A 15,933-nucleotide genomic window follows, 5' to 3' on the forward strand; every position below is an offset into this window, starting at 1 on the left:
CGCCGCACGCCGCTACCAGTATTTCTCGAAAGCCATCTGGCCAGGGGCGCCGCGACGGCTGGTGGCGAACCCGCGTGTGGCAAGCAATTGACGCAGTTCGCGCGCCATCTCCGGGTTTCCGCACACCATCACGCGGGAGTCTTCTGCGCTTATCGGGATCTGTGCGTGCGCCTCGAGTCGACCGTCGGCAAGCAAGTTCGGAATGCGGTCCCTGAGTTCCGTAGCGTGAGCGTCGCGGGTTACGACGGGGATGTAACTGAGCCTTGCCCGCGCATCGGCAAACAGGGCTTCGCCCGGCATCGCGGCGATCTCGTCTCGATAGGCGAGTTCGGTGGCGTGGCGCACGCTATGGACGACGATCAGGCGCTCGAACGCCTCCCACTGCGCCGGGTCGCGCAGGATCGAGATGAAGGGGCCCAGGCCGGTGCCCGAAGCCAGCATCCACAGGTCGCGCCCCGGTGCGAGTTGCGGGGTGGTCAGAAAGCCGAAGCAGGCCTTCTCGACGGCGATCTCGTCGCCGACCCGAAGTTGTGCCAGTCGTGCCGAAAACTCGCCGCCGGGGACCAGCACCGCAACGAATTCAAGGTAGTCGTGATATTGCGCGGACACCAGCGAATAGGGGCGCCAGACAAGCCTGTCTGCCGGGCCCAGTCCAAGGCGTGCATAGTGCCCGGGCGTGAACCGGAAGGCGCGGTAACGGGTCGTGCGAAACGACAGCAAGGTCGGGGTCCAGTAGTGAATCCACGTGACCCGCTCGGTGGTCCATTTATCGATTGCGTCCGGGCCCGCCGTTCTCGTTTCGGGCTCTGCGATGGAAATCATGTTGCACCTCCTCACAATACCGCCCAGCTGAACCCTGTCGGGTTGTGTCGCTGCCGTCCGTACCACCCTGCCTCGCGCATGTGCGCCGGATCAAGGGTCGAGCTGGGCCTGACGATGCACATTCAAGGTGTGCATGGAATGTGGCTTCATCGTAAAGCGCTGCCGGGAATAAAGCAATATTTTACATGCAGCTTTAAGGGTGCGAGGTCGCCGAGCTTGAATCCGTGTCGTTATCGAGACGGATCGGGTGCGGCAGATTGTTGGCTTGTGCGGGTGCTCAGTGCCGGTTCATCCGTAGCGCGGATTCCATGCAACTGTGGCGGGTGTCAGGCTTGCAGGAAAAAGTGGGAGAGAAACGAAAGGCGAGCAGGTGTTTGCTCGCCTGACTGTCGGTGCGGACCAACTGGGGTCACCCCGGGCTATTTGCCCCTGGAAATCCCGAACAGGCCAAGAACGCCTTCGAACGCCTGCGCGCTGGCTTTGGGATCATAGCGATCGAGCAGTTTCTGCTGACTGGCCCGGTTCTGAGGCGGCGTTGCATCGAGTATTGCCCTGCGCTCAAGCAAGATGGCCTGATGCATCTGCTCGGTGACGAATGCAAAAGCAATGGGCTGAAAAAGCCCGTCGCCACGCGGCAAATGAAACCGCGGATTGGCTGGAAGAATGTTTTCGTTTGTATGGCTCTTCATGGCGCCTTGATGTTGTTTGTCTCGTACATGTTTTTATCCCCGCTGGATTTTATTTGCTTTGATGCAGGTCACGTTTCACGTAAGTATAAATATTATGTATGCGCCATCCAAGTTCGAGTTGCGTGACAGGAATGCTCTTCGTATGAAATCAGGCCCGTTCCGGCATGTGCCGCCTCACCGCAGTCGCCTTGCCCCGACCTGCACTGACCGCTCCTGTCACGAGCGTGCGCCGGTTTCATCCCCCCTTCGCCGCCGTTCTTGTACCTTGAAGGATGCGAAGGGGGGATTCTGTCCTGACCACGACTGCACCAGAACGGCCCATCACGAACGTGGGCCGCAGTGCAGCAGCACGGGGCTGTTTCCGGGCGTACTCAGCCGTCCAGGCTGATACGCCGAAAATCGCCGAGTATGCGTTGCAGATGGACGAGGAAGCGCGCGGCGAGCACCCCGTCGACGACGCGGTGGTCCCATGACAGGCACAGGGGCAGGATCAGGCGCGGCACGAACTGTTTGCCGTCCCAGACCGGTTTCATCTGCGCACGCGTGACGCCGAGAATTGCGACTTCGGGGGCGTTGATGATGGGCGTGAATCCGGTCCCGCCGATGCCGCCGAGGCTCGACACGGTGAAGCATCCGCCCGACATGTCTGCGGGGCCGAGCTTGCCGTCGCGAGCCTTTTTCGCAAGCGCGGCAGCCTCTGCCGCGATGTCGTGGAGGCCCTTGCGGTCGGCGTCGCGGATCACCGGCACGACCAGGCCGTTGGGCGTATCGGCCGCGAAGGCGATATGGAAGTAGCGCTTGTAGACGAGGTTCTCGCCGTCGAGGCTGGCATTGAACTCGGGGAATGCCTTCAGGGCCGAAACGCAGGCCTTGATCAGGAAGGCGAGCATGGTGAGCTTCTTGCCGCTTTTTTCGTTTTCCGAGTTGAGGGCGATGCGGAAGGCCTCGAGGTCGGTGATGTCGGCCTCGTCGAAGTTGGTCACGTGAGGGATGACGATGGCGTTGCGCGACAGGTTGGCGCCCGAGATCTTCTTGATGCGCGACAGCGGCATCGAATCCACGGGACCGAACTTCGCGAAATCGACCTTGGGCCAGGGCAGCAGGTCGAGCCCACTGCCTGCGCTGGCTGCTGCCGGTGTCTTGCCCGGCACGATGCCGGACTGCATCGAGGCCTTGATGTGAGCGCTCACATCTTCCCGCGTGATCCGGCCGTTGCGCCCGCTGGGGCGCACTGTTGCGAGGTCGACGCCAAGCTCGCGCGCGTAGTGACGAACCGAGGGGCTGGCGTGCACCTTGCCGCCCGGCGGAAGGGCCGGCGCGGGCACGGCGGCCGGCGCTGATGATGTGGCTGGCGCGGACGGCGCTGCGACCACGGGCGCTGGCGCTGCAGGCGAGCTTGCCGGCGCTGCGGGGGTATCCGTTTGCGTGGGCGCAGCCGCCCCGTCAGCGGAGGCATCCATCGTGATCAGCATGCTGCCTTTGGACAGGCGGTCGCCCACCTTTACCCGCACTTCGCGCACGATGCCGGCCTGCGGAGACGGCACGTCCATCGTGGCCTTGTCCGACTCCAGGGTGACGATGGGTTCGTCGGCCCTGATCGAATCGCCAGCTTGCACCAGCACCTCGATCACCGGCACGTCGTTGTAGTCGCCGATGTCCGGGACAAATATTTCCAGGGCTTGGGTCATAACGGTTTCCTGATGTCGAATTGCGGCTTAGTAGCCGAGCGGGCTGGGTTTGTCGGCGTCGATGCCAAGGCGCTCGAGCAGCCCCTTCAGGCTGTCCGCGGGCAGTGCGCCTTCTGCGACCAGGCTCTGGATGGTGGCGAGTGCGATGTAGCGTGCATCGATTTCAAAGAAGTCGCGCAGGGCCACCCGGGTGTCCGAGCGACCGAAGCCGTCAGTGCCGAGCACGGTGTAGCGGCCAGGAACCCAGTTGCGAACCAGGTCTGCATAGCTGCGGACGAAGTCGGTGGCGGCCACGACCGGGCCACCACCGGCGAGCTGGGTCGTGACCCAGGGTTCGCGCGGTGCCGCCTCGGGGTGCAGCAGGTTCCAGCGATCGCAATCGATGCCGTCCTTGCGCAGTTCGCCAAAGCTGGTTGCACTCCACACGTCGGTGGCGATGCCGAATTCCTGCTCGAGGAGATCGGATGCAGCGATGACCTGACGCAGGATGCTGCCGCTGCCAAGGAGCTGGGCACGCGGCCGGTCGTCGGCCGCGCTGCTGCGCAGGCGATAGAGGCCGCGACGAATGCCTTCCTCGGCACCGACCGGCATGGCCGGCTGGGGGTAGTTTTCGTTGTACAGGGTGATGTAATAGAAGCCGTTGTCGGCCTCGTTCATCATCCGGCGCACGCCGTCTTCGACGATCACCGCCACCTCGTAGCCGTAGGCCGGGTCGTAGGCGCGGCAAGTCGGAATCGTTGCCGCATAGATGTGGCTCTGACCGTCTTCGTGCTGCAGGCCTTCGCCCGACAGCGTGGTGCGTCCGGCGGTGGCGCCGAGCAGAAAGCCGCGCGCCTGCGAATCGGCTGCGTTCCAGATCAGGTCGGCGACGCGCTGGAAGCCGAACATCGAGTAGAAGATGTAGAACGGCAGCATCGGCTCTTTGCTGTGCGAGTAGGCCGTGCCGGCGGCAATCCAGGAGGCCATCGAGCCCGCCTCGGAGATGCCTTCCTCCAGGATCTGGCCCTTCACGTCTTCACGGTAGAACGCGAGCTGGTCGCTGTCCTGCGGCGTGTACTGCTGCCCCCAGGGCGAGTAGATGCCGAACTGGCGGAACATGTCCTGCATGCCGAAGGTGCGGGCCTCGTCGGCGACCACCGGGACGATGCGCGGGCCGAGCTGGCTGTCGCGCATCAGCTTGTTGAGCAGGCGCACCAGCGTCATCGTGGTCGAGATCTCACGCTCGCCCGAGTCCGCATGGAAAGGAACGTAGATGTCGGGTTGTGACAGGGCGACCGGCTGCGCCTCCCGGCTGCGCGAAGGCACGTAGCCGCCGAGCGCGGCGCGGCGCGCCTGCAGGTACTTCACCTCGGGGCTGTTCTCGCCCGGATGGAAGTAGCGCAGCTCGTCGAGGTCCTGGTCGGACAGCGGCAGCCCGAAGCGCTCGCGGAAACGCTCGAGGTCGGCGCGGGCGAGCTTCTTGGTCTGGTGCGAGGTATTGGCACCCTGACCCGAGGCGCCCATGCCGTAGCCCTTGGTGGTCTGCGCAAGAATCACCGTCGGCTGGCCGCGATGGGCCACGGCTGCGGCGTAGGCAGCGTAGACCTTGCTGGGGTCGTGACCGCCGCGCTTGAGCGCGTCGATCTCCTGGTCGGACATGTTCGCGACCAGCGCTGCCAGCTCCGGATAGCGCGAGAAGAAATGCTCGCGGTTGTAGTGACCGTCGGTGGCGGAGAGCTTCTGGAACTCGCCATCCACGGCTTCGGCCATGCGCTTGAGAATCCAGCCCTCGCGGTCGCGGGCAAAGAGCACATCCCAGTTGCTGCCCCACAGGCACTTGATGACGTTCCAGCCCGCACCGGCGAACAGCGTTTCGAGTTCCTGCACCACGTTGCCATTGCCGCGCACCGGGCCGTCGAGGCGCTGCAGGTTGCAGTTGACCACCAGCACCATGTTGTCGAGCTGCTCGCGTGCGGCCAGCGAAATGCCGGCCAGCGACTCGGGCTCGTCCATCTCCCCATCGCCAACGAAGGCCCACACCCTGCGATCGCTCGGCGCGGCAATGCCGCGGTGTTCCTGGTAGCGCTGGAAGCGCGCCTGGTAGATCGCGCTGATCAGGCCGAGTCCCATAGAGCCGGTCGGGAACTGCCAGAAATCAGGCATCAGCGTCGGGTGCGGATAGGACGACAGGCCACGGCCGATGCCACCTGAGACTTCACGACGGAAATGTTCGAGGCGGTCCTCGGACAGGCGCCCTTCGAGGAAGGCGCGTGCATACACACCCGGTGAGGCGTGCGCCTGAAAATAGACCAGATCGCCCGGATGGGTGTCGGTGCGGCCGCGGAAGAAGTGGTTGAAGCCGACCTCGAAGAGATCCGCGATCGAAGCGTAGGTCGCGATATGGCCGCCAAGCTCGGCATGCGCCTTGTTGGCGCGCGACACCATGGCCAGCGCATTCCAGCGGTGGATGGCCGTGATCCGGGCTTCCATGTCGATGTCGCCGGGGTAGGGCGGCTGCGCATCGACGCCGATCGTGTTGCGGTATGGCGTGGTGTGCCGGGTGTGGAAGCGTCCACCCGCGCGGCGGCCGGATTCGATCAGGCGCTCGAGCAGGTATTCACTGCGGGCCAGACCGTCGCGCTCGATGACTTCGGCGAGGCTGTCGAGCCAGTCCAGGGTTTCGTCGGGGTCGCGGTCGATGGCCGTTTCCGTCGTCGGCTGCGTCGATGCATGTCTCATGGCTCAACTTCCTTTGATGGTCCGCACGGGCGGCGTGCGGTGCGAGTCGGTATTGGGGCGGGTGGCGTGGAGGTCAGTTTAGTGTGCTGATTCGATGAACAAATTGTCCTAGTCCACTTGGCGGCAATTCGCATCGGCAGCACTTGCGACGGGCGAGGGTCTGCCCGCCTGTCGCCCCGGCGTAGCAAAGCCGCAGCGCGGGTGTGGGGGCGTCGCCCCCTGTCGTGATGGAATCACTATAAATTCAGTGCTGCGTTGGCTTGTTGCCAAATGAGCAGTGAAGGTGCTTAAATGCGCAATAAAGAAAACGGTGAGGGGATTTGTGCGCAATAAACGAAATGCCGTGGACATCGACGCGACCGACGTCGCTTTGCTCAACCGATTGCAGTCCGATGCGCGCATCACGAACGTAGCCCTTGCCGAGAGCGCCCATCTTTCGCCCGCGCCCTGCCTGCGCCGGGTGCGTGACCTGGAGACTGCGGGCGTGATTCGGGGTTATGTGACCTTGCTCGATCCGGAAGCCGTCGGACTGGATATCTCCATGTTCATCCAGGTGAGCCTGGAGAAGCAGATCGGCAGCGCGCTGCGGGTCTTTGAAGAGACCATCGACAGCTATCCCGAGGTGATGGAGTGTTATCTCATGACCGGCGATTCGGACTATCTGCTGCGGGTGGTGGCGCCGGATCTCAAGGCGCTGCAGAGCTTCATCGTCGACCGGCTGGCGCGTATTCCGCACGTCTCGAACATTCGCTCGAGCATGACGCTCAAGCAGGTCAAGTACAAGACGGCTCTGCCGATCGACCTCGCCTGAGCACCACCGGGACGCGAAGAAGAACGGCGACCCTAGGGTCGCCGTCCAATCGAAACAATGAGCGCTTCAGAGGGCTTGTTTCTTGCGCGCGGGAGGCACGTCGGTGCAGCTGCCGTGAGCGACCTCCGCGGCCATGCCGACGGTTTCGCCCAGGGTCGGGTGCGGGTGGATGGTCTTGCCTATATCCAGCGCATCGGCGCCCATCTCGATCGCCAGGCAGACCTCGCCGATCAGATCGCCAGCATGGGTGCCGACGATGCCACCGCCGATGATGCGATGGGTTTCGGCGTCGAACAGCAGCTTGGTGAAGCCTTCGTCACGGCCATTGGCAATCGCCCGGCCGCTGGCTGCCCACGGGAACAGGCCTTTTTCGTACTTGATGCCCTGCACCTTGGCCTGCTCTTCGGTCAGACCCGCCCATGCCACTTCCGGGTCGGTGTACGCAACCGAGGGGATCTGCATCGGGTCAAACGAGGCCTTGTGTCCCGCCGCGACTTCGGCCGCCACGTGGGCCTCGTGCGCTGCCTTGTGCGCAAGCATCGGTTGGCCGACGACATCGCCGATGGCGAAGATGTGCGGCACGTTGGTGCGCATCTGGTTGTCGACCGGGATGAAGCCACGATCGCTCACGATCACCCCGGCCCTGTCGGCCGAGATCTTCTTGCCGTTCGGGCTGCGGCCGACCGCAACCAGCACCAGGTCGTAGCACTGCGCCTCGGCGGGTGCCTTCTCGCCTTCGAACCTGACCCAGATGCCGTCTTCCTTGGCCTCTGCGCCAACGGTCCTGGTCTTGAGCATGACCTTGTCGAAGCGGTGTGCGTTCTTCTTCTCCCACACCTTCACCAGGTCGCGGTCTGCTCCCTGCATCAGGCCGTCCATCATCTCGACGACATCGATGCGGGCACCGAGTGAGGAATACACGGTAGCCATTTCGAGGCCGATGATGCCGCCACCGATGACCAGCATGCGCTTGGGCACCTGATGCAGTTCGAGCGCACCGGTGGAGTCAATCACGCGCGGATCCTGCGGCATGAAGGGCAGGCCGACGACCTGCGAACCGGCCGCAATGATGCACTGCTTGAACCTGACCACCTTCTTTTCGCCGGTCTTGGCCTGCGCCGTGCCGGTGGTGCATTCAACTTCGATATGGTTCGGGTCGAGGAAGAAGCCGAAACCGCGCACGGTCTCGACCTTGCGTGCCTTGGCCATGCCAGCCAGGCCGCCGGTCAGCTTGCCGACGACCTTTTCCTTGTGTCCGCGCAGCGTGTCGATATCGATCTTCGGCGTGCCGAAATCGATGCCGAGGTCGGCAAAGTGGCTGGCTTCGTCCATCACGTTGGCCACGTGCAGCAGCGCCTTGGACGGGATGCAGCCTACGTTGAGGCATACGCCACCCAGGGCGGCGTAGCGCTCGACGATGACTGTCTTCAGGCCGAGATCAGCAGCACGGAAGGCTGCCGAGTAGCCACCCGGGCCGGCACCGAGCACCAGCATGTCGCACTCGATGTCGGCTTCGCCGGCGTGGCTGGAAGCGCGCGGGGCCGTTACCGCAGCCGCTGTGGGCGCAGCCGGGATCGTGTCCGGGGGCGGGGCTGCAGCGGGGGCGGCATCTGCCGCCTCCAGCTTCAGCAGTACAGCGCCTTCGCCGACCTTGTCGCCAAGCCTGACCAGCACCTCGGTGACGATGCCGGCGGCCGGCGAGGGGACGTCCATCGTCGCCTTGTCGGACTCAAGCGTGCAGATTGCGTCGTCGACAGCGAGGGTGTCGCCTTCCTTCACGAACAGTTCAATGAGCGGCACCGAGTCGAAATCGCCGATGTCGGGCACCTTGATGTCAATGATCTGGCTCATGCATGCTCCTGCGCCGCCGGCCCCTGGCGGGGCGGCGGTCTTGTCGTGGAAATGAGGGACGAGCGTGGGGGGGCGAGTCAGATCTTCGCCAGCGCCTGCTCGAGGTCGGCGACAAGGTCGTCACCGTTCTCGATGCCGGCCGAGTAGCGGATGAGGCTCTCGGGGATGCCGGCGTTGGCGCGTTCCTGCTCGGTCAGCTCGACGTGGCTGGTGGTGCGCGGCGGGCCGACGAGCGTGCCGACCGAACCCAGGCTTGCGGCCTTGTGCGCGTACTTGAGGTTTTCCAGCAAGGTCACCACGTTCTCAAAGCCGCCCTTCAGGGAGAAGCTCAGCATGCCGCCAAAGCCGCTCATTTGCTTCTTGGCGATGGCGTGGTTCAGGTGCGTTTCCAGACCGGGGTAGTAGACCTGGTCGACCTTCGGGTGCTGCGACAGGAAGGTGGCGACCTTCATCGCGTTTTCGTTGTGGCGCGCGATGCGCAGCTCCAGCGTCTTCATTCCGCGCAGGATCATGTACGCCGACTGCGGGTGAAGGGTGGCGCCGGTGATCTCGCGATAATGAAAGATCTGGTCGATCAGTTCCTTCTTGCCCACCGCCAGTCCGCCCATGACGTCCGAGTGACCGTTGAGGTACTTGGTGGCGCTGTAGACGACGATGTCGGCGCCCAGGCTGATCGGGCGCTGGTTGATCGGCGTGGCGAAGGTGTTGTCGACCACGACGATGGCGCCGTTCTCGTGTGCCACTTTCGCCAGGCGCTCGATGTCGACGATCTTCAGCGTCGGGTTGGTCGGGGTCTCGAGGTAAAGGACCTTGCAGCCCTTCTTCACCTCGCGCTCGATGGCCTCGAAGTCGCTGGTGTCGACCATGCAAACATCAACTTTCAGGTCCGGCAGGAACTTGATGAAGATCTTGTTCGAGCCGCCGTAGGTATCCTTGATTGCCACCACGCGGTCGCCCGGGGCGAGCAGCGCGAACAGCGTGTTACTGATCGCTGCCATGCCAGTGGAGAAGCTGGTGGCTTCCTCGCCGCCGTCCATGATGCGGATCTTTTCTTCGAGCGGGCGCACTGTGGGGTTGGTGTTACGCGAGTAGATGTGGCCCTTCTTCTTGCCCATTCCGACCTGGTGCCATTCGTCCATGTCGTCATAGCCGAAGGTGACCGAGTTATAGACCGGCAGGCAGATGGCGCCCTCGGCGAAAAGGTGTTCTTCGCCAGCCCATACTGCGCCGGTGCCTGCATTCTTGAATCCGCTCATGGTTGTTTCTCCTTGGGGTGTGTTTCGGGTGCGCTTGAGGATTGTTCAAGCAACAATGTCGGCGACCACCGCAAGGGTGTCGCCGCGGCCGATGAGGCCGGGGAAGTGGCGCGCCGCAAGCGTGCCGCTGCGGCGTGCGCGGTACTCGATGGGGGGCTCGCCGGTACGGTTCACGTCATGAACGCGTGCGATCACCTCGTCGCGCTCGACGTGATCGCCGAGGTCGCGGCACATCTCGAGCAGGCCGTCGTGCACGCTGGTCACGTAGCAGTCACCGTCGGGCATGTCGAGGGTCGTGCTCTCTTTGCGTTCGATGTGTCCTGCGCAGATGCCGGCGTGGATCAGGAACTGGCGCACGCCGCGGTCGGCGATCGCGATGCTCCGGGCAGTCGCGCTGCCGCCGCCACCGAGTTCGGTCGAGACGAAGACCTTGCCAGCCGACTCCGCGGCGGTGTCGAACATGCCAACGCTGTCGAGTTCGAGCAGACGCATCGAGTACGGTGCGTTGAAGGCCTGCATCGCGGCCTCGCAACGTTCCTGCTGTCCCTTGTCCTCAAGGACGTGGATGGCCGCGAAGGGCACGAAATCCAGTGTCTTGCCGCCAGAGTGGATGTCCAGCACGTAGTCGGCGAGGGGCAGCAGATGGCGCTGCACGTAGTCGGCGATCTTCTCGGTGATCGTACCGTCCGGCCTGCCCGGAAAGCTGCGGTTGAGGTTGCCGCGGTCGATTGGCGACGTACGCGTGCCGGCAAGAAAGGCGGGGTAGTTCATGTAGGGCACGATGATCACGCGGCCACGCACATCGTCGGCCGAGAGCGTCGTCGCGAGCTTGGTCAGCGCGACCGGGCCCTCGTACTCGTCGCCGTGGTTGCCGCCGGTCAGAAGCGCGGTGGGGCCATCGCCATTGCGGATCACCGTGACCGGAATCATCACTGCGCCCCATGCGGCGGTGTCGCGCGAGTAGGGCAGCTTCAGAAAGCCGTGCTGCACCCCGTCGCGAGCGAAATCGACGGAGGTGCTGATCGGAGAGGGTTTCATTGCGCTCACTCCTTGACGAAAAGTTTGCGCGGCGTGTTGCACAGGGTTTCGACGCCGGTGTCGGTGATGAGGATGCTCTCGGTGATCTCGAGCCCCCAGTCGTCCTCCCAGATGCCGGGCATGAAGTGAAAGGTCATGCCGGGTTCAAGCTCGGTACGGTCGCCGGGTCTGAGACTCATCGTGCGCTCGCCCCAGTCGGGCGGATAACTCGCGCCGATCGGGTAGCCGCAGCGGCTGTTCTTCTCGATGCCGTAGCTCTTGAGCACCTTGAAGAAGGCGTTGGCGATGTGCTCGCAGGTGTTGCCGGGGCGCGCAGCGTCGAGACCGGCGTGAATGCCTTCGACCACGGCTTTCTCGGCTTCGATGAAGTGCTTGGGCGGGCGGCCGAGGAAGACGGTGCGCGACTGCGGGCAGTGGTAGCGGCGGTAGCAGCCGGCGATCTCGAAGAAGGTGCCGGCACCCGAGCGCATCGGGCTGTCGTCCCAGGTCAGGTGCGGTGCGGCGGCGTCGGCCCCGGTGGGCAGCAGCGGCACGATGGCCGGGTAGTCGCCGCCGTGGCCGTCAGCGCCTTCGATGCCGGCGGCGTAGATGCGGGCGACAAGCTCGTTCTTGCGCATGCCGGGCTCGATGGTGTCGACGATGGTCTGGTGCATGCGCTCGACGATTTTCGCGGCGATGCGCATGTATTCGATCTCGCGCGGCGATTTCACGGCGCGCTGCCAGTTCACCAGTGCGGTGGCGTCGACAAGGCTGGCCTGCGGCAGGTTCTTCGCCAGCGACAGGTAGGCGGCGGCGGAGAAGTAGTAGTTGTCGAGCTCGACCCCGATGCGCTTGCCGGCCCAGCCGCGCGCGGCGATGAGCTCGCTGGCGAGGTAGTCCATCGGGTGGCGCTCGGTCGACTGCACGTAGTGGTCGGGGTAGCGCACGATGTTCTCTGCCGACATATACACGGTGCGGTCGGCGCCGTTGCCGTCCATGCCGCGGCCGTACCAGACCGGATCTCCCTCGGGACCGACGATCACGCACTGGTGTACATAGAAGGACCAGCCGTCATAGCCGGTGAGCCAGTACATGTTGGTCGGGTCGGTGACGATCAGCACGTCGATGCCGCGCGCGTCCATTGCAGCGCGGGTTCTGGCGAGGCGTGCGGCGTATTCGGTGCGCTCGAATGGCAGATTGATGTTCTCGGGCATGTCCTTGTCCTTTTCCTGGTCGCGGCGGTGGGCTGTCGCGCTTATTCCTTGACGAAGAGTTTTCGCGGCGTGTTGCACAGGGCTTCGACGCCGGTGTTGGTGATGAGGATGCTTTCGGTGATCTCGAGGCCCCAGTCGTCCTCCCAGATGCCGGGCATGAAGTGAAAGGTCATGCCGGGTTCAAGCTCGGTACGGTCGCCGGGTCTGAGGCTCATCGTGCGCTCGCCCCAGTCGGGCGGATAACTCGCGCCGATCGGGTAGCCGCAGCGGCTGTTCTTCTCGATGCCGTAGCTCTTGAGCACCTTGAAGAAGGCGTTGGCGATGTGCTCGCAGGTGTTGCCGGGGCGCGCAGCGTCGAGACCGGCGTGAATGCCTTCGATCACGGCTTTCTCGGCTTCGATGAAGTGCTTGGGCGGGCGGCCGAGGAAGACGGTGCGCGACTGCGGGCAGTGGTAGCGGCGGTAGCAGCCGGCGATCTCGAAGAAGGTGCCGGCACCCGAGCGCATCGGGCTGTCGTCCCAGGTCAGGTGCGGTGCGGCGGCGTCGGCCCCGGTGGGCAGCAGCGGCACGATCGCCGGGTAATCGCCGCCGTGGCCGTCGGCGCCCTCGATGCCGGCGGCGTAGATGCGGGCGACGAGTTCGTTCTTGCGCATGCCGGGTTCGATGGTGTCGACGATGGTCTGGTGCATGCGCTCGACGATCTTTGCGGCGATGCGCATGTATTCGATCTCGCGCGGCGACTTCACGGCGCGCTGCCAGTTCACCAGCGCGGTGGCGTCGATGAGGGTGGCCTGCGGCAGGTGCTTGACCAGCGACATGTAGGCGGCGGCGGAGAAGTAGTAGTTGTCGAGTTCGACGCCGATGCGCTTGCCGGCCCAGCCGCGGTCCGTGATGAGCTCGGCGGCGAGGTAGTCCATCGGGTGGCGCTCGGTCGACTGCACGTAGTGGTCGGGGTAGCCGACAATGTTCGCTTCGGCGATCCACGCGGTACGGCGCGCGCCGTTTGCATCCTGCCCGCGACCGAACCACACCGGCTCGCCCTCGGGACCGACGATCACGCACTGGTGCACATAGAAGGACCAGCCGTCGTAGCCCGTCAGCCAGTTCATGTTGGTCGGGTCGGTAACGATCAGTACGTCGATGCCGCGCGCGTCCATTGCCGCGCGGGTTCTGGCGAGACGGCTGGCGTACTCGGTGCGTTCGAAAGGCAGGTTGATGTGTTCGGGCATGGGCGCTCTCCGGTCTGGCGCGGTATCAGGATTCGAATGCGGTGCCATACCCGCCGGCGACGGCCCGCGAGAAGGCGAGGGTCGCAATGGCGGTGTCTTGGGCGCCGGTGCCGGTGAGGTCGCAGATCGTCACTTCGTCGCGCTGTGTGCGGCCCGGCGTCTGCCCGGCGATGATCTGACCAAGCTCGGGAAAGTGCGCGTCGGCGGCGACGACGCCGGCCTCGATGGCGTGATGCAGCTCGCCGAGCACGCGCACCTGGGCGAGGCGGTCAGCGACATAGCGTGCTGCGGTCAGCGCGGCGGGGGCGATCTCGTTCTTGTGTTCGGCATCCGACCCCATCGCGGTGATGTGCAGACCGGGGTGCAGGTGGCGTGCCTCGATCAGCGGCGCATGGCTGGGCGTCGTCGTGATCGCGACGTCGGCGCCGTCGAGCGCTGCGTCGATGTTTTCGCAGGCGCTCACCGGGAAGCCCAGCGCGTGCGTCATCTCTTCGGCGAAACGCTGTGCGGCCTCGGCGCGCGGTGCCCACACCGTGGCCGATGTGATTCCGCGTACCAGGGTCAGCGCCTTCAGCTGCAGTCGCGCCTGCTCGCCGGCGCCGATCACGGCGGCACGGCGTGCATCCTCGCGAGCGAGCCAGCGTGCGGCGACTGCACCTGCGGCCGCCGTTCGCACCATCGTGAGGTAGCCGTTGTCGAGCAGCAGGGCTTCGGGCACGCCGGTGCGGGCGCTGAGTAGCACCATCATGCCGTTCAGGCTCGGCAGACCCAGTTTCGGGTTGTCGAAGAAGCCCGGACTCATCTTGATCGCGAAGCTGTCGAGGCCGGGCAGGTAAGCGGTCTTTACATCGACTTCGCCGTTATGCTCCTTGATGTCGAGCCGCAGAATCGGCGGCATCACGACCTTCTCGGTGGCGAGCAGGCGGAACGCGTTTTCGACACAATCGACTGTGGCCGCGTCGAGAGTGACGCAGGCCCGCAGATCGGATTCGCTCAGCAGAATGACTTTCGACATGCAGCCCTCTTTTGTCCGGAGAACCCCGGCCGATGCGTCGGGGATTGCGGATCAGTGTAGGAGGGCGGATCGGGGGTTCTGCGTGTCCTAGTGCAATGCGGACGATATTCCTGTATTGCTGCAGTCAGGTATCGAAATCCGGTCTGACAAGGCGTGCGCCACGGCAGGCCGGAGGCATGCTCAGAGGTAGTGGTGCACCTGAGGATACTGGCGGAAAATGTCTGCGATTGTCGCCAGCGCGCCGTTGATCCGGACGTCACTGTCGTCCGCACCAAGGCAGATGCGAATGGCGTTCGGGCGGGGTGTGCCGAGGGTCAGAAAGGGGTCGGGCGACGTGACCGCGACAAGGTGATGACGTAACTGTTCTACCAGACTGTCGAGTTGCCAGTGCTTCGGAACCCCCACCCAGGCGGACAATGCTGCGGGGTGATTCGACAGGGTGAATTCGCCGAGATGCTCCTCGACCATCCGGTGGCGCAGCGCAAGGTGCTCGCGCTGCAACGCCACCAGGCGGGTGGCGGTACCATCCGCGATCCAGCGTGTTGCGACCTCGGCAAGCAAGGGGGTCGCCATCCAGCAATTGACGCGCAGGATGCTCTCGACGCGCAGTGCCAGGCGCCGTGGCATCCTGAGATAGCCGGTGCGAAGTCCTGTCAGCACCGACTTCGTGAAGCTCGTCAGATAAAAACCCAGTTCGGGAAGATGACTGGTGATGGGGGGCGGACGCTGGGCGAGCAAGGGTCCGAAGACGTCGTCCTCGATTACGTACACACCGTAACGCTCTGCGATGCGGGCAATCGCTCGCCGACGCGAGTCCGACATCAGGGTGCCGGTCGGGTTGTTCAGGTTTGGCGTACACACCAGTGCGGTGATCCGCTCATTGGCGCACATGTCTTCGAAATGGTCGGGCTGGATGCCGTATTCGTCGGCGTCCAGCCCCTTGAGGGTGAAGCCCAGCACCTGTGCCGAACCAATCACGCCGTGGTCGGTGATGCTGTCAGTGAGGACCGTGTCGCCGGGGCTCACCAGTGAGGCGAGCGCCAGGAACTGCGCATGTGAGGCGCCATTCGTGATCAACAGTGTCTCGATCGAAGCCTCGATCCCCAGGCCGGCAACCCACTCGACACCCGCTGCGCGGTGGTGCTCGAATCCTGCAATCGGGCGGCAGGCGTGCATCCACGGTTGGTCCGGCTGGGCTGCCAGGGCCGCACAGGCGTCACGCCAGGCATTGTCATGCGCTTCGGTGTAGATCAGGCGCGCCATGGAAAAGTCGATCAACGAACGTTCGGCCCGATCGAGCATGTAGCTCGCCACCTTTTCGGTGACGCGCTTGGCGACGAAGCTGCCGCGCCCGACCTCGCAGCGGATGACGCCAGTCTGCTCAAGCTCCTTGTAGGCGTTGGTGACGGTCTGCACGCTGATGCCGAGCTTATTGCCGACTTCGCGTTGCGGCGGCAGGCGGGTGCCTTCGGTAAGCGTGCCGTTATCGATGTCCGCGGCGATCGCCTGGACGAGGATCTTGTACTTCGACTCCCCGCCGCGCACTGCGTCCAGTGCCTTTCGCCATTTCTCCATCATGAGCTGCTCCTCGCGCTGTCCCGCGCCCGATGGCCGTTCGGGGCG

The 15,933-nt window shown here is 64.4% G+C and carries 12 protein-coding genes; 1 reads left to right on the forward strand and 11 read right to left on the reverse strand.

The window, feature by feature from the left end:
- Positions 1–12: 12 nt before the first annotated feature.
- From CEW87_RS14705 to aceE, 4 genes are all read right to left on the reverse strand, one after another.
- Positions 13–822 carry a ferredoxin--NADP reductase gene (locus tag CEW87_RS14705; protein WP_108974145.1) on the reverse strand — a complete coding sequence of 270 codons (810 nt, stop codon included), beginning with the start codon at positions 820–822 and terminating at the stop codon, positions 13–15.
- A 419-nt stretch (positions 823–1,241) separates the two neighbouring features.
- Entirely contained in the window at positions 1,242–1,511 is a 270-nt protein-coding gene (locus CEW87_RS14710) for a hypothetical protein (RefSeq protein ID WP_108974147.1), read from the reverse strand.
- A gap of 371 nt (positions 1,512–1,882) precedes the next feature.
- Positions 1,883–3,199 (reverse strand): dihydrolipoyllysine-residue acetyltransferase, encoded by a 1,317-nt coding sequence (aceF, locus tag CEW87_RS14715; protein ID WP_108974149.1) that lies wholly within the window; start codon positions 3,197–3,199, stop codon positions 1,883–1,885.
- A 27-nt stretch (positions 3,200–3,226) separates the two neighbouring features.
- Complete coding sequence (gene aceE, locus CEW87_RS14720; RefSeq protein WP_108974151.1) at positions 3,227–5,917, reverse strand: pyruvate dehydrogenase (acetyl-transferring), homodimeric type; 2,691 nt, start codon at positions 5,915–5,917, stop codon at positions 3,227–3,229.
- 343 nt (positions 5,918–6,260) lie between these two features.
- On the opposite strand from aceE, the gene CEW87_RS14725 reads away from it, so the two are divergent.
- The gene (locus tag CEW87_RS14725; protein ID WP_108974153.1) at positions 6,261–6,728 is read left to right on the forward strand and encodes an Lrp/AsnC family transcriptional regulator; all 468 of its coding nucleotides are present in this window, start codon (positions 6,261–6,263) and stop codon (positions 6,726–6,728) included.
- Positions 6,729–6,794: 66 nt separating this feature from the next.
- Here CEW87_RS14725 and lpdA read toward each other — a convergent pair whose 3' ends face one another.
- The 7 genes from lpdA to CEW87_RS14760 all read right to left on the reverse strand — a co-directional run bounded on the left by lpdA (position 6,795) and on the right by CEW87_RS14760 (position 15,888).
- The gene (gene lpdA, locus CEW87_RS14730) at positions 6,795–8,579 is read right to left on the reverse strand and encodes a dihydrolipoyl dehydrogenase (protein WP_108974155.1); all 1,785 of its coding nucleotides are present in this window, start codon (positions 8,577–8,579) and stop codon (positions 6,795–6,797) included.
- A gap of 77 nt (positions 8,580–8,656) precedes the next feature.
- Positions 8,657–9,835 carry a cystathionine gamma-synthase family protein gene (locus CEW87_RS14735; protein ID WP_108974157.1) on the reverse strand — a complete coding sequence of 393 codons (1,179 nt, stop codon included), beginning with the start codon at positions 9,833–9,835 and terminating at the stop codon, positions 8,657–8,659.
- A 45-nt stretch (positions 9,836–9,880) separates the two neighbouring features.
- Positions 9,881–10,873 carry a N(2)-acetyl-L-2,4-diaminobutanoate deacetylase DoeB gene (gene doeB, locus CEW87_RS14740; RefSeq protein WP_108974159.1) on the reverse strand — a complete coding sequence of 331 codons (993 nt, stop codon included), beginning with the start codon at positions 10,871–10,873 and terminating at the stop codon, positions 9,881–9,883.
- Between the two features lie 5 nt (positions 10,874–10,878).
- Positions 10,879–12,066, reverse strand: coding sequence for an ectoine hydrolase DoeA (gene doeA / locus CEW87_RS14745; RefSeq protein WP_108974160.1), 1,188 nt, complete (start codon positions 12,064–12,066; stop codon positions 10,879–10,881).
- Between the two features lie 41 nt (positions 12,067–12,107).
- Positions 12,108–13,295 carry an ectoine hydrolase DoeA gene (doeA, locus tag CEW87_RS14750; protein ID WP_108974162.1) on the reverse strand — a complete coding sequence of 396 codons (1,188 nt, stop codon included), beginning with the start codon at positions 13,293–13,295 and terminating at the stop codon, positions 12,108–12,110.
- Between the two features lie 25 nt (positions 13,296–13,320).
- Complete coding sequence (locus CEW87_RS14755) at positions 13,321–14,310, reverse strand: cyclodeaminase (protein ID WP_108974164.1); 990 nt, start codon at positions 14,308–14,310, stop codon at positions 13,321–13,323.
- Between the two features lie 180 nt (positions 14,311–14,490).
- Positions 14,491–15,888, reverse strand: coding sequence for a PLP-dependent aminotransferase family protein (locus CEW87_RS14760; protein ID WP_108974166.1), 1,398 nt, complete (start codon positions 15,886–15,888; stop codon positions 14,491–14,493).
- Positions 15,889–15,933: the final 45 nt, after the last annotated feature.

This window comes from Parazoarcus communis, from assembly GCF_003111665.1.
In the GTDB taxonomy this organism is placed as follows: domain Bacteria; phylum Pseudomonadota; class Gammaproteobacteria; order Burkholderiales; family Rhodocyclaceae; genus Parazoarcus; species Parazoarcus communis_B.